General features: G+C 40.9%; 19 protein-coding genes. 16 read left to right on the top strand and 3 right to left on the bottom strand.

Annotation, left to right across the window (positions count from 1 at the left end):
- The first annotated feature begins 45 nt into the window (after window positions 1-45).
- The 10 genes from BVH04_RS09885 to BVH04_RS09840 all read left to right on the top strand — a co-directional run bounded on the left by BVH04_RS09885 (window position 46) and on the right by BVH04_RS09840 (window position 8243).
- Complete coding sequence (locus tag BVH04_RS09885; protein ID WP_086541310.1) at window positions 46-579, top strand: RNA polymerase sigma factor; 534 nt, start codon at window positions 46-48, stop codon at window positions 577-579.
- Window positions 579-1406 carry an anti-sigma factor gene (locus tag BVH04_RS09880; protein ID WP_086541309.1) on the top strand — a complete coding sequence of 276 codons (828 nt, stop codon included), beginning with the start codon at window positions 579-581 and terminating at the stop codon, window positions 1404-1406. Before BVH04_RS09885 ends, BVH04_RS09880 begins: the two co-directional genes overlap by 1 nt.
- Before the next feature lie 107 nt (window positions 1407-1513).
- Complete coding sequence (locus BVH04_RS09875) at window positions 1514-1969, top strand: DUF2721 domain-containing protein (RefSeq protein ID WP_086541333.1); 456 nt, start codon at window positions 1514-1516, stop codon at window positions 1967-1969.
- Window positions 1962-2921 carry a glycerophosphodiester phosphodiesterase family protein gene (locus BVH04_RS09870; protein WP_086541308.1) on the top strand — a complete coding sequence of 320 codons (960 nt, stop codon included), beginning with the start codon at window positions 1962-1964 and terminating at the stop codon, window positions 2919-2921. The genes BVH04_RS09875 and BVH04_RS09870 overlap by 8 nt, the downstream gene beginning before the upstream one ends.
- Window positions 2918-3934 (top strand): threonine aldolase family protein, encoded by a 1017-nt coding sequence (locus tag BVH04_RS09865; RefSeq protein ID WP_086541307.1) that lies wholly within the window; start codon window positions 2918-2920, stop codon window positions 3932-3934. Before BVH04_RS09870 ends, BVH04_RS09865 begins: the two co-directional genes overlap by 4 nt.
- Before the next feature lie 446 nt (window positions 3935-4380).
- Complete coding sequence (locus BVH04_RS09860) at window positions 4381-4563, top strand: hypothetical protein (RefSeq protein ID WP_086541306.1); 183 nt, start codon at window positions 4381-4383, stop codon at window positions 4561-4563.
- Window positions 4564-4947: 384 nt separating this feature from the next.
- Window positions 4948-6210 carry a replication-associated recombination protein A gene (locus BVH04_RS09855; protein ID WP_086541305.1) on the top strand — a complete coding sequence of 421 codons (1263 nt, stop codon included), beginning with the start codon at window positions 4948-4950 and terminating at the stop codon, window positions 6208-6210.
- Window positions 6211-6395: 185 nt separating this feature from the next.
- A complete protein-coding gene (locus BVH04_RS09850) occupies window positions 6396-6845 on the top strand; it encodes a MarR family winged helix-turn-helix transcriptional regulator (protein WP_086541304.1) in 450 nt (149 codons plus the stop codon).
- A 57-nt stretch (window positions 6846-6902) separates the two neighbouring features.
- A complete protein-coding gene (locus tag BVH04_RS09845; protein ID WP_086541303.1) occupies window positions 6903-7907 on the top strand; it encodes an NAD(P)/FAD-dependent oxidoreductase in 1005 nt (334 codons plus the stop codon).
- A gap of 15 nt (window positions 7908-7922) precedes the next feature.
- Window positions 7923-8243, top strand: coding sequence for a 2Fe-2S iron-sulfur cluster-binding protein (locus tag BVH04_RS09840; RefSeq protein ID WP_086541302.1), 321 nt, complete (start codon window positions 7923-7925; stop codon window positions 8241-8243).
- A gap of 214 nt (window positions 8244-8457) precedes the next feature.
- Here BVH04_RS09840 and BVH04_RS09835 read toward each other — a convergent pair whose 3' ends face one another.
- Window positions 8458-9591: an ATP-binding protein gene (locus BVH04_RS09835; protein ID WP_086541301.1), complete on the bottom strand. Its 1134-nt coding sequence runs from the start codon at window positions 9589-9591 to the stop codon at window positions 8458-8460.
- Between the two features lie 178 nt (window positions 9592-9769).
- Here BVH04_RS09835 and BVH04_RS09830 point away from each other — a divergent pair, with 178 nt between their 5' ends.
- The 4 genes from BVH04_RS09830 (at window position 9770) to BVH04_RS09815 (ending at window position 14910) form a co-directional block, all read left to right on the top strand.
- Window positions 9770-10225 carry a DUF4440 domain-containing protein gene (locus tag BVH04_RS09830; RefSeq protein ID WP_086541300.1) on the top strand — a complete coding sequence of 152 codons (456 nt, stop codon included), beginning with the start codon at window positions 9770-9772 and terminating at the stop codon, window positions 10223-10225.
- A gap of 12 nt (window positions 10226-10237) precedes the next feature.
- Complete coding sequence (locus BVH04_RS09825) at window positions 10238-11929, top strand: amidohydrolase (protein ID WP_086541299.1); 1692 nt, start codon at window positions 10238-10240, stop codon at window positions 11927-11929.
- A gap of 410 nt (window positions 11930-12339) precedes the next feature.
- Entirely contained in the window at window positions 12340-13872 is a 1533-nt protein-coding gene (locus BVH04_RS09820) for a M20/M25/M40 family metallo-hydrolase (RefSeq protein ID WP_086541298.1), read from the top strand.
- A gap of 297 nt (window positions 13873-14169) precedes the next feature.
- Window positions 14170-14910 (top strand): Dph6-related ATP pyrophosphatase, encoded by a 741-nt coding sequence (locus BVH04_RS09815; protein WP_086541297.1) that lies wholly within the window; start codon window positions 14170-14172, stop codon window positions 14908-14910.
- On the opposite strand, the gene BVH04_RS09810 is transcribed toward BVH04_RS09815, so the two are convergent.
- Both BVH04_RS09810 and BVH04_RS09805 read right to left on the bottom strand, forming a co-directional pair.
- Window positions 14903-16852 carry a TIGR00341 family protein gene (locus BVH04_RS09810; protein WP_086541296.1) on the bottom strand — a complete coding sequence of 650 codons (1950 nt, stop codon included), beginning with the start codon at window positions 16850-16852 and terminating at the stop codon, window positions 14903-14905. The genes BVH04_RS09815 and BVH04_RS09810 overlap by 8 nt on opposite strands.
- 219 nt (window positions 16853-17071) lie before the next feature.
- Window positions 17072-18421: an AGE family epimerase/isomerase gene (locus BVH04_RS09805; RefSeq protein WP_086541295.1), complete on the bottom strand. Its 1350-nt coding sequence runs from the start codon at window positions 18419-18421 to the stop codon at window positions 17072-17074.
- Between the two features lie 103 nt (window positions 18422-18524).
- Here BVH04_RS09805 and parS point away from each other — a divergent pair, with 103 nt between their 5' ends.
- Together parS and BVH04_RS09795 are read left to right on the top strand one after the other, a co-directional pair.
- Complete coding sequence (gene parS, locus BVH04_RS09800; RefSeq protein WP_086541294.1) at window positions 18525-18953, top strand: type II RES/Xre toxin-antitoxin system antitoxin; 429 nt, start codon at window positions 18525-18527, stop codon at window positions 18951-18953.
- 11 nt (window positions 18954-18964) lie between these two features.
- The gene (locus BVH04_RS09795; protein WP_240510895.1) at window positions 18965-19411 is read left to right on the top strand and encodes an RES family NAD+ phosphorylase; all 447 of its coding nucleotides are present in this window, start codon (window positions 18965-18967) and stop codon (window positions 19409-19411) included.
- Window positions 19412-19421: the final 10 nt, after the last annotated feature.

Genomic DNA, 19421 nt, shown 5'->3' with positions numbered 1-19421 from the left:
TCTTGTGCTTTACTTTTAAGGAAGAATTATTCAAACCACCGATTTTTGGAAGAAGTACAAATCATCGCCGGACTAAGGGCAAAAGACAGAAAGACCACAGAGTATTTGTACGACAAATACTCTAAAGCTCTCTATGCGGTGATCTCAAGAATCATTTTTGACAAAGATATAGCTGAGGAGGTTTTTCATGATTCCTTTGTGAAAATCACTAAAAAAATAGCCCACTACGAAGAGTCAAAAGGACGTTTATATACCTGGATGGCCAATATTTGTCGTAATTCAGCCATTGATAAACTTCGCTCCAAGGAAATTTCACAATCCGGTAAGACCAACACAATAGATGACTTCGTATATGGGATGGAGAGCCAATCAGGCACACAAGAACATATAGACGGGATCGGAGTTAAAGAACTGATGATCGAACTTAATGAAGATCAAAAGTTCATTGTAGAGTATATCTACTTTAAAGGATATACACATTCTGAGGTATCAGAAGAATTTCAAATTCCTCTTGGTACTGTCAAGTCTAGGGTGAGAGCGGCCATACAAGTGTTGAAAAAAAATGTAGCAAGAATCTAGTGGACATACAATCTTACATATCGTCAGGTAAACTGGAACTTTTCCTTTTGGGAGAGCTCACAGAGAGGGAGCGCGAGGAGGTCTTAGACTTTGCGAAGCGCTATCCTGAAATCCAACAGGAATTGGACGATCTGGAGGAGACTATGCTTGCTTTTGATAATATGACTGGCATTGCGCCATCTCAGGAAGTGAAGGATAAGATTTTCTCTAAACTAGAAAGTGACTTTATCTTCAAACAAGCTCCTAAACCAACTACTGCCCGAGCTGACACGAAAGTGGTGGCTATGAGCAGTGCGTGGAAACCTTTTGCCATAGCAGCGTCTATTGCTGCAATCGTAGCTTCTGGAGTAGCGTTTTATTATGCGGACAAGTATGATGAGAAAAATATTCAGTTTATTGCTCTGCTTCAAGACCAAAGCGTGATGGCAGGTAATCTGAATCAGGTGAAGCAGGAATATGATCAAAAAGATGCGCAACTTGATAAGTTCGTGGCAGGAGACTATAAGCGAGTGGAGATGAAAGGTGAAGGATTCAATATGCAAAAGGATGCCAGAGTCGATGTGCTTTGGGATCAAAATGCGCAGGTAGTTTTTATTGCAATTAATAACCTGAATGATCTGAGTGATGAGTTTGATTACCAACTATGGGCAATCGGAGACGATGGGCCAGTAGGAATTGGATTGGTGAATAATAAAGTTGAAAAACTGACTTTGCAGCAAATGCAGGCAGTAGCGCAAGCAGGAGCTTTTGCCATCACTATCGAACCTAAAGGAGGTTCCAAAGCACCTAACCTTGAGAAGTTGGTTGTGCTGGGAGAAGTCGTATAGAAATTTAAAATTGAAAATGATATAATTTAAAAGTGCCTGTTCTGAAAAGAGCAGGCTTTTTTCATTTTCAGGAAATAGAAGCATCTTTAAGCTACCAATTTTCACCTATGGAACTCGAACTTTCAACACCAGCCTTACTTTTTTCCGCAATTACGCTTTTGATGTTAGCCTTTACCAATCGCTTTTTGGCTATTGCCAGCCTGATCAGAGGATTACACAAGAAGTATATGGAGGCACCGGAGGAAGGGATTATTGTAGAGCAGATTCACAATTTGCGGCGCCGACTTACACTCATCAAAAACATGCAGCTCTTTGGAGTTTTTAGCTTTTTGCTGTGCATTATTTGTATGTATTTACTCTTCCGGGGTTATACTATGGCTGCTAATTGGGTTTTTGTGGGAAGTATGGCATCGCTGTTGGTTTCGCTTGGGATATCGCTTATAGAGATTCAGATTTCTACCAGAGCATTAAATCTAGAGCTAAGGGATATGGAGGAGATTTTCGAAAAGCGCAGTAGCGGACTGGATTTTATATTCAAAAAAGATTCGAAGAAAGATGACTAATAATTTTTTATTGATTTCGTTTCTGGTCTTATTTCTTGGTTCATGTAGCCAAACACCAGTAGAACAACAGGAAATTCTTTCGGTGGAATCAGCAGTTGAAACGACTGGAAACTACATTCAGCTTACCAGTGTAGAAGAAGCCCGGGATTTTTATGCTTGGACTTCGGATCGTATTCCGATGGTTTCTGCGCATCGAGGTGGGCCATCTGCAGGTTATCCTGAGAATGCTTTAGAGACTTTTGCTAATGTGGTGAAATATACGCCGACGATCATTGAGCTTGATGTAGCCATGACTAAAGATGGTGTTTTGGTACTGATGCATGACGATAAGTTGGATAGAACCACTACTGGAAAAGGCTTGGTGAGCAATGCCACTTATGCAGAAATTCAACAGCTTTTCCTGAAAGATGAAGAAGGGACGATCACTGATTTCCAAGTGCCCACGCCTGAGGAAGCCTTGATTTGGTCAAAGGGAAAAGCACTTTTGACAGTCGATATTAAGAAGTCGGTTCCGTATGAGAAAATAATTGAGGCAATCCGCAAAACTGAGTCTGAAGCTCATGTAGCTCTGATCACCTATTCTTTTCCCGCTGCAAAAATGCTGCATTCTATGGCTCCTGACTTGATGCTTTCGGTGACCATCCGAAATATGGAGGAGATAGAGCGTATGGAAGAAACTGGGATTCCGTGGACTCGGGTGATTGCTTTCACGGGAGTATCTGAGCGTCCGCAAGATTTTAATCAGGCCTTGCACGAAAAAGGAGTTTTTACAATTTTGGGTGTCTTGGGCAATTTGGATAAGAGTGCCATTGCCCGTGGAGATCAGTTGTATGTTAGTTTTGTGCAGAAAGGAGCGGATATTCTGGCCACTGATCATCCCATCGAAGCTGCAACAGCCATCAAGACTTTGGCTCCATCAAAAAGTTCTAAATCCAAGTATTTCAAAAAATGATAATTGACTTAAGAAGCGATACGGTTACCCGCCCTACAGCCGGAATGAAAGATGCGATGTTTTCTGCTCCAATAGGGGATGATGTCTTCGGCGAGGACCCAACAGTAAATGCATTGGAAGAGAAAGCTGCGAAACTCTTTGGAAAGGAAGCCGCTATTTTTTGCCCTTCTGGAACTATGACCAATCAGATAGCAATCCGACTTCATACGCGTATTCAGACTGAGGTAATTTGCCATAAATATTCTCACATCTATCTGTATGAGGGAGGCGGGATTATGGCCAATTCTTTGGCTTCTGTGAAGTTGCTGGAAGGAGATTTGGGGAAAATCACTGCAGATCAAGTAAAGGCTGCAATCAATCCTGATGATGTCCATGCACCCGAGACGACTTTGGTTTCATTGGAAAACACCATGAATAAGGGTGGGGGAAGTATTTACACCTTGAACGAAATCAAGCCAATCAGGAAAGTTTGCGATGAGCATGGCTTGAAATTGCACTTAGATGGAGCCAGACTTTTCAATGCATTAGTTGAATCTGGAGAAAGTCCCGCAGCCTGGGGAGCTCAATTTGATACAATTTCCATTTGCCTGAGCAAAGGACTGGGTTGTCCAGTTGGTTCTTTGCTTCTCGGTTCAAAAGCTGATATCAAGCGAGCCAGGAAAGTTAGAAAGGCTTGGGGTGGAGGAATGCGCCAGGCTGGATTCCTGGCTGCTGCTGGGATTTATGCTTTGGATCATCAAGTTGATCGACTGAAAGAAGATCATGCGCGTGCAAGAACGCTGGGAGAAATGCTGTTGAAATTGCCATTTATTTCTGAAGTATTTCCTGTTGCTACCAATATAGTTATAGCAAGACTGGAAGGAATGTCTCCGGAGGATTTCATGAAAAAGCTTTCTGGTCAACAAATTAAATCCGTCAAATTTGGCCCAGACTTAGTCCGTTTTGTCACGCATCTAGACTTTGAAGATGAGCATTTAGAGGAGTTTGGGAAAAGGATTGGGAGGATTTTTTAACCATAGGGACGCGGAAGATTACGTAGACGACACAGCTTATTGTTATCCTGCTTTTCCAGGAGCTGGAACATTTGAATGCGCACTCTCAGCAGGTTCAAGGTGTTTACGTAGCTGAACGTTCTTTGCAGTTTCCCTCACGAACTTCACGATAAATAATTTTTTTCAAAGCAGAGACGCAGGAGAACTCGCAGAATACTGCAAAGAGATTGCTTTGGTACGTGGCTCCGGACTGCTAGATTTGGTATTGTAATTCCAATCTTTGGGAAGAGAGATAAATCTTTCGCCCTTCCTTATCGTCTGTGATGAATCTCTTCGGCGAAATGGCAAAAGAGCAGGGTGCTAAAGAAAAGTTTGGGAGGATTTAGGTTCTATTTCTGATAAGTGTAAAGAACCTTGATGATTCCACTGTTCGTTGTAAATAGGCATATTCATAAAAATGAAAGAATATGGTATCTCGGGAAAAAGGATTAGAAGCTGTTAAGAATATGCCTAAAGAGTTTTCAATAGATGATCTTATGGATAAGCTGCTTTTATTAAATAAAATCGAAAGAGGATTAGATCAATCCAAAAATGAAGAAACATTTACAGCTGATGAAGCGAAAAGGATGATCCAGGAATGGTCAAAGTAAAATGGACAAAGTAGGCTATCGAAGATATTTATTCAATTCGAGAATATTATTTGCCACTTTCACCCAAGTTTGCAAACAAAGTAACTGACCGGATTTTCTCTAAAGAGAGATTAATAGCATCATTTCCAGGAGTAAGGAGAGTGGTGCCAGAGTTAAGCAAATAAAGTATTATGAAAATTATTTACAAGCAATTCAGCATTATATATGTGGTTTTAGAAAATGAGTTGATTCATGTTATTGCAGTTCATAATAGTTCGAAACCACTTTATGAAATTTCACTTTTCGGGTAATCTTACTTTGACAGCTTTTGTCATATATTTTAAAAAGCCTTCACGGGCCTTTCTTTTTTGTCTAGTATCTTGCAGCTCTAAGTCTAGCTAGAAAATGAATAATACCCCTCTTGCAGAACGAATGCGCCCAGCCCGATTGGAAGACTTGATCGGACAGGAGCATTTATCCTCTCCCAACTCATTTTTATTTAAAGCAATCAGATCAGGTAATGTGCCTTCTTTGATACTTTGGGGCCCACCAGGGGTGGGGAAAACGACCATTGCCAATATTATCGCGAATGAAATCAAAGCGCCTTTTTATACCTTAAGTGCAATTAGTTCTGGGGTAAAAGATATTCGTGATGTAATCGAAAAAGCAAAGTTTCAACAGGGAGTTGTGCTTTTTATAGATGAAATTCACCGCTTTAATAAGTCTCAGCAGGATGCGCTTTTGGGAGCTGTGGAAAAAGGTGTGATTAGATTGATAGGAGCCACTACGGAGAATCCTTCGTTTGAAGTCAATGCCGCTTTGCTCTCTAGATGTCAGGTTTTTACGCTCAATTCTCTGGGGAAATCTGAGCTTGAGGCCATGATCCATCAGGCGTTGGTGCAGGATATTGAGTTGAAAAAAATCAAGGTGGAACTCAAAGAGACTGACGCGCTCTTGCGTATTTCGGGAGGAGATGGGCGAAAGTTGCTGAATCTTCTGGAAATAGTAATCGATGGAATCAACGAAGATCCATGCGTGATCACCGATGAAATAGTGATGCAGATCGCGCAGCAAAAAGTAGCCCTTTATGACAAATCCGGTGAGCAGCACTACGATATTATTTCAGCTTTTATCAAATCAATCCGTGGTTCTGATCCTAATGCCGCCGTTTATTGGCTAGCCCGAATGATTGAAGGTGGAGAAGATGTGAAGTTTATCGCGAGAAGATTGGTGATTTTGGCTTCAGAAGATATCGGAAATGCCAATCCTAATGCTTTGCTTTTGGCGACGAATTGCTTCGAAGCCGTCAAGATTATTGGTTATCCAGAATCTAGAATTATCCTTTCGCAGTGTGTGACATATTTGGCAAGTTCTCAGAAAAGTAATGCGGCTTATATGGCGATCAATCAAGCGCAGGCTTTGGTGAGGGAGAAAGGAGATCTTTCGGTTCCGCTTCACCTCCGCAATGCCCCCACCAAATTGATGAAGGATTTGAACTATGGAAAAGCATACAAGTATTCTCATGATTTTCCTGGAAATTTTGTCGCCCAAGAGTTCTTACCGGATGAAATCAAGGGATTGAAACTATATGATCCAGGAGAAAATACGAGGGAAAATGAACTTAGAAAATATTTAAGCTCGAAGTGGCAGGGGAAATATGGTTATTGAAAAAAGTTTGAAATTTAAAATTTTTCAATCTGAGAACATCAAATGATAAATGATGAATATCGAAGTTTTGTAATCCCTGCTATCTATTAGCCTTTTAAAACATAAACCTACAAACCCCATAAAAATAATAGAGAATTGCAATCACGATCTAGATTTTTTATATATTTGTCACACTAACTATTGGTATGACACAAGAGCAATATTCTAAGTATTCATTTCTATTGGACCGCACGGCCCGAAAGGTGAAGCAATATGCTCAGCAGCAGTTCAAATCAGGCGATTTTGATGTGACTGTTGATCAGTGGTTGGTATTGAAAAACTTGTCGGAAAACGACGTGCTAAGCCAGACGGAATTAGCAAATTTGGTCTTTAAAGACCATCCAACTCTTACTCGCATCATCGATTTGCTTTGCAAAAAAGGATACGTAGAGCGGATGCCACATCCTCAGGATCGACGCAGTTTTCAGTTGCATTTGACTGAAACGGGTGTATCTAAAGTCACATCACTGCGGCCGGAAATTCTTCACATTAGAGAGAAAGCTTGGGAAAACTTGAGTACCCATGATTTCGAAGAGTTTAAGCGGATTCTCAATACCATTTACCAAAATCTCAACGGAGAGTCATTTGACCAATAATTAGTTAACTATAAAAGAGAATTTTAATCAGGGGAAAACCACAAATTTTCATTCACCATGATCCATACAGACCTTTGTATTATCGGAGCCGGCCCAGTAGGCCTATTTGCAGTATTCGAAGCTGGTTTGCTGAAAATGCGCTGTCACCTCATTGATGCCCTTCCGCAGGTGGGTGGGCAGCTTTCGGAGATTTATCCGCAGAAGCCTATTTATGATATTCCGGGTTACCCGGAAGTGAATGCGCAGGATTTGGTGGACAATTTGATGGAGCAGGCAAAGCCTTTTTCACCGACTTTCACTTTGGGTGAGCGTGTAGATCACATAGACAAGCAGGAAGATGGCTCCTTTGTGGTGACTACCAGTGATAAAACTAACGTGCATGCAAAGGTAATTGTCATCGCTGGAGGCCTGGGTTGTTTTGAGCCTAGAAAGCCAGTGGTGGAGAATTTGGAGCTGTTTGAAGGTAAAGGAGTCACATATATGGTGAAAAATCCTGAAACTTTCCGTGATAAAAACGTTGTGCTTGCCGGTGGTGGTGACTCTGCTTTGGATTGGACTATTTTCCTTTCTAAAGTAGCTAAAAGAGTGACATTGGTACACAGAAATGAGACTTTCCGTGGGGCACCTGATTCAGCATCCAAAGTGTTTGATCTGGCTAATAATGGCAAAATTGATCTTATTCTTTCTGCTAACTTGAAAGAGCTTGGAGGAAATGGCAAGTTGGATTCAGTGACTTTCGTCGATAAATCCAAAATCGAAATAAAACTAGAAGCAGATTACCTGATTCCGCTATTTGGGTTGAGTCCTAAGCTTGGGCCGATTGCAGATTGGGGGTTGAGCATCGATAAGAATGCAATTGAAGTAGATACTCGTGATTATTCTACGGGTGTGGAGCGAATCTACGCGATCGGTGATATCAATACCTACCCAGGAAAACTGAAATTAATCCTTTGTGGATTCCACGAAGCGGCGATTATGATGCACTCAGCATTCAAATATGTGTATCCAGATCAAAAATTGAGCTTCAAATACACTACCGTGAATGGTGTAAATTCATTTTAATACTATTTTTGCGGCATGGTTAATTTCACTGTAGAAGATCAAGAAGGAAATCGTCAAGAATGCGAAGCGCCAGATGATATGGGCTTCAATCTGATGGAAATCCTCAAAGCATACGAATATCCGATTTTGGCTACCTGCGGAGGTATGGCCTTGTGCGGGACTTGCCATATAGAAATATTGGAAGGCAAAGACGAATTGGGTCAAGCCACAGACCCTGAATTGGATCAATTGGAAAACCTGCCAGAGTACTATCCCACTTCACGGTTGGCTTGCCAAATCCGGATAGGAGATGTGCTAGAAGGCTCGTTACTCAAACTCCGAGGAGAAGATCAGTAAGCGATTACTGCCTTTAGCTATTCTTAAAGCCACTCAGAAATGGGTGGCTTTTTTGTGCGTTATTATTTTTAACCACGAAGAGCGCAAAGAATTCGCAGAGAACGCAGTTGTCCTGCTTCTCCAGAAGCTAGACTTATTTAGTTTTGCGGAAATTGTAAAATACTTCGTTTGAAAAGGCAATTTCCTTACGTTCATTTTTCTTTCGGACAAGAATTTATACCACCCAATCAAAGTAATTTTCCTTCGAGACTTCATTCCAAACCGCATCCGGATACGCTTTGGCGAAGGCAACAGGGATCTTTGAATTCGCCTTTCCCCATTTGAATTCCAATCCCTGCATCTTATGTTTACTATCGATTTCCAATAAATCGATCTCCTGACCATCATAAGTTCGCCAGAAATAATAAGAAGGATTGTAATCATTTGCAGCATTAAGCTTCATACGCTCGCTGATCATCCATTGCTCCCAAAGCGCTCCGATATCATTTCTATAAGTAAGCGGACTGAAATTATTGATTAGGGCGTTCCGAATTCCATTATCATAGAAATACCATTTTTTTGATTTCGAGACTTCCTTCTTTAGATTTTGACTAAAGCCGCCCAAAGGATAAATAATGAAGACTTTTGAAAGTAGATCTAAATAGCGATCCACGGTCTCTTTGTTGATTTGAAGACTGTTTCCAAGCTCGACTGTGCTCACTTGGCTTCCAACTTGAAATGCGAGTAATTTTAAAAGTCGGAGCAAGACATCGGCACCTTTGATCATTGTCAGCGCCAGAAGATCTTTGAGCAAATAGGAGTTGACCAATGATTTTAAATACTCTTCTTTTTCCGATAGGGTCTGGAGATGAATCAGTTCTGGATAGCCTCCATAAATCAATCGATTTGGCAATTCATTCAAACTTTCCAATCGGTTTTCTAGCGTAGAAAATTCCACTTGCGCCAATGGCAACAGCTGAAACTCCAATTGCCTTCCTGCCAATGGTTCGCCGGCATCATTTATTAAGTCTAAACTGCTGTTTCCAGTAGCGATGATGGTGATCCCTTTGATGGAATCAATCATCAATTTCAAGATCTTGCCAATGTTAGGAATTGCCTGAGCTTCGTCGATTATTACTAATTTCTTTTCGCCTATTAATGCTCTATAGTTTGCTACAGTCCTGTTTTGAAGGTATTCAGAAACTTGAATGTCCTCACCAATAAGCATTAGTGTATCGGATTCGTGCAGTTTGGAAATGTTTTCGATGATGGTAGTCTTTCCCGTTCTTCTACTCCCGTAAAGCAGCAGGACCTTTTCCTTTCCAATCTTTGCGGAGATTTTTCGCTCAATATATCGTTGAATTTCCATAGCTGTAACATTAATTAGGCCGGTTGACCGGCGCAATTTACATTAATTAGGCTGGTCGACCGGCGCAATTTACATTAATTAGGCGGTTTGGTCTTATTTACAAAATATTTTGCAATCATAGCGATTAGTCCATTTGTATGAAAATTGTTATTTTGAAGAGAATTAATGGCCTTCAATTATGAAATTATCCCATATTCCCTTCATCCTACTAATCGGGTTTGCTCAAGCGGGATTTGCACAGACTTCAGACAAACAAAAAGTAGACTCCAATGAGATTTTGCATTTGATTAATCAATACTCAGCTGCTCGAGATAATCGAGATACCGTTTTATTGAGACAAATTTTAACTGTTGATGTAGACCAATTAGTTTCTTCAGGGGAATGGAGAAATGGGATTGATACTGCGGTCAAAGGCATGCTTTCAAGTTCTACTTCAAATCCAGGTGATCGAAAACTTACTGTAGAGAAAATCAAATTTCTCTCTGAAAATGCTGCATTAGTGGATGCACGCTATATCATCACCAATCCCGATCAAACCATGCGAAAGATGTGGAGTAGCTTCGTAGTGGTAAGAAATAAAAAGAATTGGCAAATCTCGGCTATTCGAAATATGCTCCCGACTAGTGGCAATTGATTAATTTTATCAATGCGAAATCTCCTCCTTCCCCTCCTTTCTTTACTCTTGTTTTTCCAATGCAAGCCAACAGAAAATCCACCTGCACTTATCCTTCACAATGCCAAGATCTGGACTGGAGAAAATGAAAGTTCTTTTGTGGAAGCAATCGCAATTCGCGACAGCCTTATTGTTGCCACAGGTGATTCAGAATCTATTTTGGCTTTGGCAGGACCGGAAACTCAAGTCTTGGATTTGGATGGCAAATTAGTCACAGCAGGATTCAACGATGCGCATATTCACTTTTTGAGCGGTTCGATGGGACTGACTCAAGTTGAATTATCAGGAGCAGAAACATTTGAAGCTGCCATTGCAAGTACCTTGAAATTCATCGCTGACAATCCTGAGAAGGAATGGATCACCGGTCGAGGTTGGCAATACACTTTTTTTGAATCCGGGCTTCCAGATCATCAGTCGATGAAAGTATTGGATATTGATCGACCTGTTTTTATTCGTGCCTATGATGGTCATTCGGCCTATGCCAATCCAAAAGCTTTGGAACTAGCAGGCTTGGATGAGAACACAGTTTTCAGCGGTTTTGGAGAATTAGTCAAGGACAAAAACGGGAAGCTCACTGGTGCATTGAAGGAAAGTGCCATGGGGTTGGTTGGGAATTTGGTTCCTGAGGATACGTTCGAAGATCAATTGAATGGGCTTCGGAAAGGTTTGGGATATGCGGCTTCGCTTGGAATCACTTCAGTTCAAAATGCCTCTGGTTCAGAAAATGACCTTCGCTTGTTTCAAAAACTTTATGAAAATGGTGAACTGACCTTGCGATATGCCGCAGCTTTTTCAGTATCTGAACAAACCAGTCCAAGTCAAATCGAGCGCTTTACTTTTTTGAAAGATAGTGTCGGAAATGCGAATCCATGGATTCGAGCTGATGCGATCAAATTCATGATTGATGGAGTGATCGAGGGGCATACCGCTGCGATGCTTGAGCCTTATTCAGATCTTTCTTCATCAGATCCTCTGGCTTTGGGTCAGTTAAATTTCTCCATAGAAAACTATCAGAACTTGGTAAAAACATTGGATGCAAAAGGCTTTCGATTATTCACCCATGCTATCGGAGATCGGGGTGTACGGGAAGTTTTAAATGCCTATGAAAAAGCGATGGTGGAAAATGATTCTAAGGGAAAACGACACCGAGTCGAGCATATCGAGACGATCAATCCTGCAGATATTCCACGCTTTGCCAAAGCTGGTATTCTGCCAAGTATGGAACCGATTCATGCGGAACCCGGCACGACGACAGTTTGGTCAAAGGCAGTGGGAGAAGAGCGATTGCCTTATTCCTTCGCTTGGAGATCTCTTTTGGATGCAGAAGCAAAACTTGTTTTCAGTAGTGACTGGCCGGCTTGTATCAGCTTGAATCCAATTCGAGGAATTCATGATGCGGTAAATAGAAGGAACCCTTCAGGCTATCCTGAGGGTGGATGGATTCCCCAAGAGCGGATCAGTATTTTCGAAGCTATGAAAGCGTATACTACAATAGGAGCATATTCATCTTATGAAGAAGATCGAAAAGGACTTTTGAAAGCAGGGTTTCTGCCAGATTTGGTGGTTTTGTCCAAAGATTTGTTTACGATAGATCCGATGGAAATTCATCAGGTTGTGGTAGAAATGACGCTGGTAGATGGGAAGATTGTCTATTCAAAGAATTAAAATTTTTGAGTAATTCGAAACTTGCTTTTGGCTAACCTATTTATCTCTGAAATCACAGACTTACGGAAAAAGCCTTGCTATTTTAATCATTCATTCTATTATTAAGTTGTAATTTTTCTGCCGATGGAGGCGGCGGAGATCCATTTTTTAGTGCACTGTATTAATTATTGACTGAAATCAATCAGTTGGCTACCTAGCAAAACTTTACGAAGTCATACAGTGGACCTGGGAGATTTCTCGAATTCGGAATATGATTCCGGCTGGGAATTTATAAGAGCTCTAATTTAGACGCGGTACTGACTTTTACATGAACAGTGTTTCTGATTCTGTTTTTTAATTTAATTTGAATCTGAAATTGATTTTTCAACATAATTTCATTCAGATATCACCAGTACTTAACCCTACTATTTATGCAGAGAAAATTATTAATCTTGCCGGCACTGCTTTTAGCCGGGATGACTTTAGCCCAAGATGTAGACCTTAAGGCAATTGAGAAAATCAAAAAAGAAGGCTTAGAGAACTCTAAAGTGGAGGAAATTGCTTTTCAATTGGTAGATAAAGCTGGCCCAAGACTTAGTAATTCGGAAGGCTATGAGCGTGCGACAAAGTATGCTGTCAAACAACTTTCTGACTGGGGTTTGGAAAATGCTGCAACTGAGCCATGGGGTGAATTCGGCCGCGGCTGGGAAATGGAAAAGAGCTATATCGCAATGACTGCGCCGTATTACATGCCTTTCATTGCTATTCCAAAAGCTTGGACAGAAAGCACGCAAGGAGAAGTAAGTGGTAAAGTTGTTTTCCTTGACATCAAAACAGAAGAAGACTTTGCTAAGTACAAAGGGAAGCTCAAAGGAGCGATCATCGCTATCAAACCTTCTGGTACACAAGAAGCAACTTTTGAGCCTGATGCTGTTCGATATACTGCAAGCGAATTACATGGAATGGAGCATCCTGTAGCAAGGGAAAATAGTACCTACACACCAGAAATGCTTGCTCAGTACAGAGCGGCTCGTGAATTTGGTACGAAGGTAAGTGCTTTCATCGCAGCCGAAGGCGCCGCGTTGATTATCAAAGGTGTGAATGGACGTCACGGCACGCTTTTCACCAGCAGTCCAAGAGGCTATCTGAAAGATACGCCTGAAGGAATTCCTGAATTGGAAACTGCTCCCGAGAATGTCAATTTGATGGCGAGACTGAGTGAAAATGGTGTAGAAGTAGAAGTGGAGGCAGAAGTAAAAACCCGGTATAGAAATGAGGATCTTCAGGGATATAATGTGATTGCAGAGATTCCGGGTTCTGATCCTTCTTTGAAGTCAGAAATAGTAATGCAAGGTGGACACCTGGACTCTTGGCATGGAGCTAATGGAGCGACTGATAATGCAGCAGGTTGTATTGTGATGATGGAAGCCGTGAGAATTTTGAAAGCTACAGGCCTTCAGCCAAAGAGAACAGTTCGAATTGCGCTATGGGGTGGTGAAGAACAAGGTTTGCATGGCTCAAGAGGCTATGTAAAAAACCATTTTGGTGATCGTGAAACGATGGAATTGACTCCTGAGTATGAGAAGATGTCCGCTTATTACAATATTGACAATGGTACTGGAAGAATTCGTGGAATCTACCTTCAGGGGAATGCAGCTGTGGAGCCGATTTTTAATGAGTGGTTTTTACCTCTTGATGATATAGTAGATGATCGCACGATCACTATCAGCAATACCGGAGGAACGGATCATCAGAGCTTTGATGCATTGAGTCTTCCAGGTTTTCAGTTTATCCAGGATCCTATCGAATACCGTACGCGTACACACCATACCAATATGGATACGTTTGAGAGATTGGAGCTTGATGACTTGAAGCAAATGGCGGTCGTCGTTGCTTCTTTTGTGTATAATACCGCTCAAAGAGACGAGATGCTTCCAAGAAAAGAATTGCCAAAAGTAGAGTAGGATTGAGGAAAGCATTCAAATAAAGACGGGTATAAAGAGATTTATATCCGTTTTTTTTTGTGAAAGTTCTTCAACTACGGTGTACGCGGAGGTTTCGCAAAGGACGCAATTAGTTTCTTAGTCATTTAGAGAAAAAGAGCTGGGTAAAGGAAGATGATGATTGGTAAAGTAAAGCGTGCTTATCAATATTTAGGAGAGGATTAAATAGAAGAGGAGCTTACTAAGATGTATTTTTTAACGTGAAAGCAGTGATTTTGCTCGATTGGCTATACTTTTGGTAACCTAAATTTTAGAATTTTGAAGAAAGAAAAAGCAATTTTAAACTGGAGCGGAGGCAAAGATTCTGCGCTTACTTTGTATAAACTTAAGCAGTCTCAGAACTTTGAAATCGCTTGTTTACTGACGAGTATCAGTGAGAAATACCAGCGGATTTCCATGCATGGAGTTCGTGTGGCATTATTGGAAGCTCAGGCCGAGCGTATTGCAATTCCTTTGGTTAAAATGGAAATCCCGGATATGCCTTCGATGGAAGTGTATGAGGAGAGGATGCGGGAGACACTTTCCAAATTGAAAAAAGATGGAATTTCAACCTCGATTTTTGGGGATATTTTCTTGGAGGATTTGAGAGCTTATCGTGAGGAAAAATTAGCAGAATTAGATATAAAAGCTATTTTTCCGCTTTGGAAGCAGCCCACAGATAGAATTATCCATGAGTTTTTGGACTTGGGTTTCAAGACCATCACGACGTGCGTGAATGAGAAATATTTGGATAAAAGCTTCGTAGGCCGAGTGATAGATGTAGACTTTTTGAAGGACCTTCCATCGAATGTGGATCCCTGTGGCGAGAATGGGGAGTTTCATACGTTCGTGTATGATGGGCCAATTTTCAGTAAGCCCGTTGAATTTGAGAAGGGAGAAATTGTGCTTAGAAAATATGAAGCTCCGAAAACCGAAAATGACTCCGATCAGTGCTTTTCTGATAAGAAAGAAGATCCTGAGAAATATGGGTTTTGGTACTGTGATCTGATTTCTAGTTGAAAATTGAATTCCAGATTCCTTTAACAAACCCTTCTTGTTTGACTTTTCTAGTTGATACCCCCATGCTGATTCCCAAGGTCATCTCCAGTTCTATTTTCTGATTAATCTCTTCCTCAATCTCAGATTTTATCTCCTCAAAATCATTTTCTGTCAAAACTTTATCTGAAAGCAATGTGACTGAAAGTCTTAGCGGATTCATCTGCATTACTTTCACTTCTCTCAGCATTCCATGTGGAATCTCCTTTCCAGCAAGGTCTTGAATGATAGAGTTTTCATTTACCATCTTATTGAAGCTAAAGCCTAAAGGCAAAGCAATAGCTATTAAAATCCCGAGGCTGATAATAAGCCCTCGCTTGGCTAAGCGGAACGGCGAAAATCCTAGCACCAAGAAAGTAAGGGATGCGGACATGACAATTCCTGCCAAGTTTGTTCCCAGCAATAGCATCGCACCTCCAAAAACTCCCCAATCCAGCCATCCAATTCCAATTCCCGCTACTGCCAATGGTGGTACCAAAGCAACAGATATGGCTACTCCAGCAAGTGTTTTATTGATTTCTTCTTTGGAATAAGCGTATGCCCCTGCGATCCCAGAGGCAACGGCGATTCCCAAGTCCAGTAAATTAGGACGGATTCGAGCAATTATTTGATCATTCAAAACTTCCAAAGGAGTGATCGAAGTAATGAGTATTGAAAAAATAAGCCCCAATACTATTCCCCAGAATATGGTGATCATGCTGTTTTTGATCAAAAGTCCGTCTTGGCGAAGTGCTCCCATCGCTAAAGAAATAATTGGCCCCATCAGTGGAGCCAAGATCATAGCGCCAATCACTACAGGTGCGGAATTTCCAAAGAGACCGAAAGTCGCAATCATGGTGGAAAGTGCCATCAAAACCAAATAGGTCGAACTGGTTTGAGCATTTTGCTTCAATAAGGAAAACAGATCTTTAAATTCCTCAGAAGTGGCGTGACGTACCCAAGGCAAATATCCATGCAGTAGTTCTTCTTTTAACGTACCAGTGGGGAGATATTTGGCATTTATTTGCGCGGGGCCTTCTTTTTTCTCATCCTCCAACAATCTCTTCCCGGGTAATATGGCTATATGATTTTCAATCAGATTTATGGTCAGCTCTTTTTCTTCACCTTCTACTCCATCTACAGCAAAATGAAATTGGTCTTTGGAAGTGATTTTTACTTCACTGGAGGAGATATAGCCTACAAAACTCGGAAGAGTGCCACCATGAGTGGGGAAAAATAGATTTTGAAGCCCAAACTGGATCAAGGCAAACAGGCTTTTTGGCGCCAAAATCAAAATGTGAATCCTGCCATCATCCAGTCCGGACTCCTCTATAATTCTTCGAAAAACAAAGTTGCTTTCACATTGCGCTACTGCCAAGATACCCATTGCTGCTGTTTCAATGGTTTTTTCTTCTTCTCGACTGTCTTGATAAGTAATCGTATATGGCTTAAGCTTTACTCTGCGAAAAAGATCGCCTAGTTGCGAAAGTCTTTTTTTAAGTCCCTCGAAAAAACTGGAAGATTTATTGGAATATAAGATACCCATAGAAGTACCCACGACCAGAGAGTTGAATACCATCTGCTCATTAACCTGCATCATATCGATTTCCGGGATCTTCTCAGCTTCTTGTATTTCTTCCCAGGCTTTTTCAAAATTAGAATTAATCCCGAACCCTTTACTTGCCTCTATCATGTCAGGGTGAGGAAGTAAAGCCAGCGATACCTTAGTTTCTCCGAGTTGTTTGATTAGCTCCAGCAATTGTTTGTCCGAGAGAGAACATGCCAAACAATCCCCTTCCGAATAGTTTTTAGTCTTGAGTTCACTAAAAGAGACTTGATTTGATGGTTTCGGATCAAGTTTTTCTAAAAGCTCTTCTAGCTTTTCTTGCTTCGTTTCAGGGTCATATACAAAAGTGATTTTCTTCATTTTAGATTTTTGAATCAGATGGCATAGTATCCCCTTTCTCAGTCAGGTGAAACTCGACCAGACAGGGTGGTCCGTTATCAGGCTGAAAGTCATATTTATCAGGATGAGAGTAGTCGAAGACCTAATTGTTAATTGTTATTGACTTCGAATCCGCTCGGAATGACATAAATAATGCTACTTGAACTTCAACATGTATTGAATATTTCATTAGATAATCTATTACTCAGAATCTTCACTCATTTCTCTCAATCGATCTATACAATGATCAAGAGATCTATAATGATGATAGATTCCTTTCCAGATATTGCCTTTACCTACAGTTTTTAATTCGGGTTGTTTATCCAATCCACCAGAATACCAGTCGCCATTTTCATGATCGATTAAGTAAGTATCTGTGTATTCCCAAAGCTTTAGAAACTTCGCATAATAATCGTGTGGATCTGCAGGATAAAGTTCTGCCATTAGCAGCAGTGCGTTCATTCCTTCAGCTTGTGCCCACCAGTTTTTGGTATCGTGAATGATTCGAAAACCATCGTTGAAATAATAGCCCTCATCATAAAAACCACCCACACTTTCATCCCAGCCATTTTCAAGCGCATGGTCTATCATCTTTTTGGCAATACCATGTGTGGTAGTGTCATTTTCCCAGCCTAAGGTTTCAGATGCTTCTATCATCAAAAAACCTGTTTCCACATCATGCCCAAATGAAACATGATCCAGTTGATGATGAGCTAGAATAGCTTCTTCCGTAGAATCTGCGAATGTTACAGGCGTCCAATCTGAGTAAAGAAATAGTGTCAAGTAGCCTTTATCTGTCACGATTTGATCTCTGATCAGAAGGAGCATTTCTTCCAGGCGATCTCTGACTAGGGGATCTGGCCAAACGTGGTAGAGTTCAGTGAATGCTTCAAGTAGGTGAATGGAGCTGTTTTGATCTTTATAGCCTAGGTCGGAAGGGGATGGTGTGGATGCAGGTCGAGAAATAGGAGTGCCGTCAGTATCTAAGTGCTGGTAGTATCCACCATTTATGGAGTCATGTGCATGCTTGTCAAGCCAGTAAAAAGCTTCTTTGACAAGCTCTAAAGCGGAGTCATCACCTGATGCTCCATAATATGCGGCAAGGGCAAAAATCCCAAAAGCATTTCCATAGGCTGTTTTCATAGGGTCGCCGATTTGGTTTCCCTGTTTGTCTACCAACCAATAAAACCCACCGTATTCATAATCCCACATTTTATCTCGTAGGAATTCGTATCCGTGTTTTGCTCCAACTTTGTAATAATCGATTTCAGGATACTTTAGCGAAGCTTTTGAATTCGTCCAAACTTGGCGCGATTGGGTTACGATCATTTTCTCCTGCTTTTCTCCAGGTTTGAAATCGTAGGAGAAATTACTTAAAAAGCCACCATCAACTGTGTCCATTGATTGGGGGTACCACTTGTCCAGCACTTCTGTTTTTAGATGATGCTCCATCTGGTTTGCAAGGATTTCTTTTTGGCTTTCACTTTTTTCAGGAGAATCGCATGCAATGAAAAACAGCAAAAATAGAAGCCAAGAATATCTAAAAGACATATAGAAAGATTTATTGGAAGTGAAAAAAATCGGTAGCTTTGAAACGAATTTAGACATTTGTCGTTATATTTATGACAGTTGTATTAATTTAAGCTGATTTGCCATGACTCAATATGCCATTTTTGATCCAGAAGTAGCCTATAATACTACTGATGACAAGTTTATAAACAACATAATAGCTCTCGTGAGAGAAGGCGTTTCATTTGAAGATTTTAGCAAATTTGCTTCTAGGAGTGCTTTTTCTTCGTCCGAATGGGCAGATTATTTACACGTCTCTGAGCGTACTATGCAACGATACCATAAAGAACAAAAGTCTTTTGATTCGTTGCAGTCAGAAAAGATAATCGAAATAGCATTACTTCAAAAGAGGGGAGTGGAAGTATTTGGAAACAAGTCAAAATTTCAAACTTGGCTTGAGACACCATGCTTGGCTTTGGGAGATTTAGAGCCAAAATCTTATTTGGACAGCAGCTTTGGTATTACTCTTTTGAAAGACGAATTGACTAGGATTGAATACGGAGTCTTGGCATGAGGGTCTATCGCTTGAGTAAATCAAAGTTCTCAAGAGACTTATCGGGCAAAGGAGCAGAACTAGCGGGCGGGCGATGGAACAGTAGAGGTAAAGCGGTGCTCTATACAAGCCAATCCAGAGCGCTTTGTACTGCTGAAATCGCCGTCCATACACCCTTAGGTAATATCCCGACGGATTACGAAATAGTTGAAATTACAATTCCAGATGGCATTAAGCTAAAGGAAATAGAAATATCAGATTTGCCGCCAGACTGGAAATCCATTCCGCATTCTCATGCGACTCAGGAAATTGGAGATAGATTTACTTCGGAAAATGAATTTTTGGTATTTAAAGTACCTTCTGTAGTAGTTGCTGGAGATTTTAACTTTTTGATAAATCCAGTTCACCGTAAATTTAATGAAGTAGAAATCACCTCAATTGACCCATTTGAATTCGATGTGCGACTGTTTTCGAAATAGAACTATCAAG

The organism is Algoriphagus antarcticus, from assembly GCF_002150685.1.
GTDB classification, from domain to species: Bacteria; Bacteroidota; Bacteroidia; order Cytophagales; family Cyclobacteriaceae; genus Algoriphagus; species Algoriphagus antarcticus.
Note: the sequence above shows the minus strand (reverse complement) of the source record. Positions and strands in the feature narration are given on the sequence as shown.

Excerpts from the sequence above, each read along its gene's own strand:
- BVH04_RS09850 (WP_086541304.1), top strand. The coding sequence starts at position 6,396 with ATGACACAAGAGCAATATTCTAAGTATTCATTTCTATTGGACCGCACG.
- BVH04_RS09860 (WP_086541306.1), top strand. The coding sequence starts at position 4,381 with ATGGTATCTCGGGAAAAAGGATTAGAAGCTGTTAAGAATATGCCTAAA.
- BVH04_RS09835 (WP_086541301.1), bottom strand. The coding sequence starts at position 9,591 with ATGGAAATTCAACGATATATTGAGCGAAAAATCTCCGCAAAGATTGGA.
- BVH04_RS09855 (WP_086541305.1), top strand. The coding sequence starts at position 4,948 with ATGAATAATACCCCTCTTGCAGAACGAATGCGCCCAGCCCGATTGGAA.
- BVH04_RS09820 (WP_086541298.1), top strand. The coding sequence starts at position 12,340 with ATGCAGAGAAAATTATTAATCTTGCCGGCACTGCTTTTAGCCGGGATG.
- BVH04_RS09805 (WP_086541295.1), bottom strand. The coding sequence starts at position 18,421 with ATGTCTTTTAGATATTCTTGGCTTCTATTTTTGCTGTTTTTCATTGCA.
- BVH04_RS09810 (WP_086541296.1), bottom strand. The coding sequence starts at position 16,852 with ATGAAGAAAATCACTTTTGTATATGACCCTGAAACGAAGCAAGAAAAG.
- BVH04_RS09840 (WP_086541302.1), top strand. The coding sequence starts at position 7,923 with ATGGTTAATTTCACTGTAGAAGATCAAGAAGGAAATCGTCAAGAATGC.
- parS (WP_086541294.1), top strand. The coding sequence starts at position 18,525 with ATGACTCAATATGCCATTTTTGATCCAGAAGTAGCCTATAATACTACT.
- BVH04_RS09830 (WP_086541300.1), top strand. The coding sequence starts at position 9,770 with ATGAAATTATCCCATATTCCCTTCATCCTACTAATCGGGTTTGCTCAA.
- BVH04_RS09875 (WP_086541333.1), top strand. The coding sequence starts at position 1,514 with ATGGAACTCGAACTTTCAACACCAGCCTTACTTTTTTCCGCAATTACG.
- BVH04_RS09825 (WP_086541299.1), top strand. The coding sequence starts at position 10,238 with ATGCGAAATCTCCTCCTTCCCCTCCTTTCTTTACTCTTGTTTTTCCAA.
- BVH04_RS09865 (WP_086541307.1), top strand. The coding sequence starts at position 2,918 with ATGATAATTGACTTAAGAAGCGATACGGTTACCCGCCCTACAGCCGGA.
- BVH04_RS09845 (WP_086541303.1), top strand. The coding sequence starts at position 6,903 with ATGATCCATACAGACCTTTGTATTATCGGAGCCGGCCCAGTAGGCCTA.
- BVH04_RS09870 (WP_086541308.1), top strand. The coding sequence starts at position 1,962 with ATGACTAATAATTTTTTATTGATTTCGTTTCTGGTCTTATTTCTTGGT.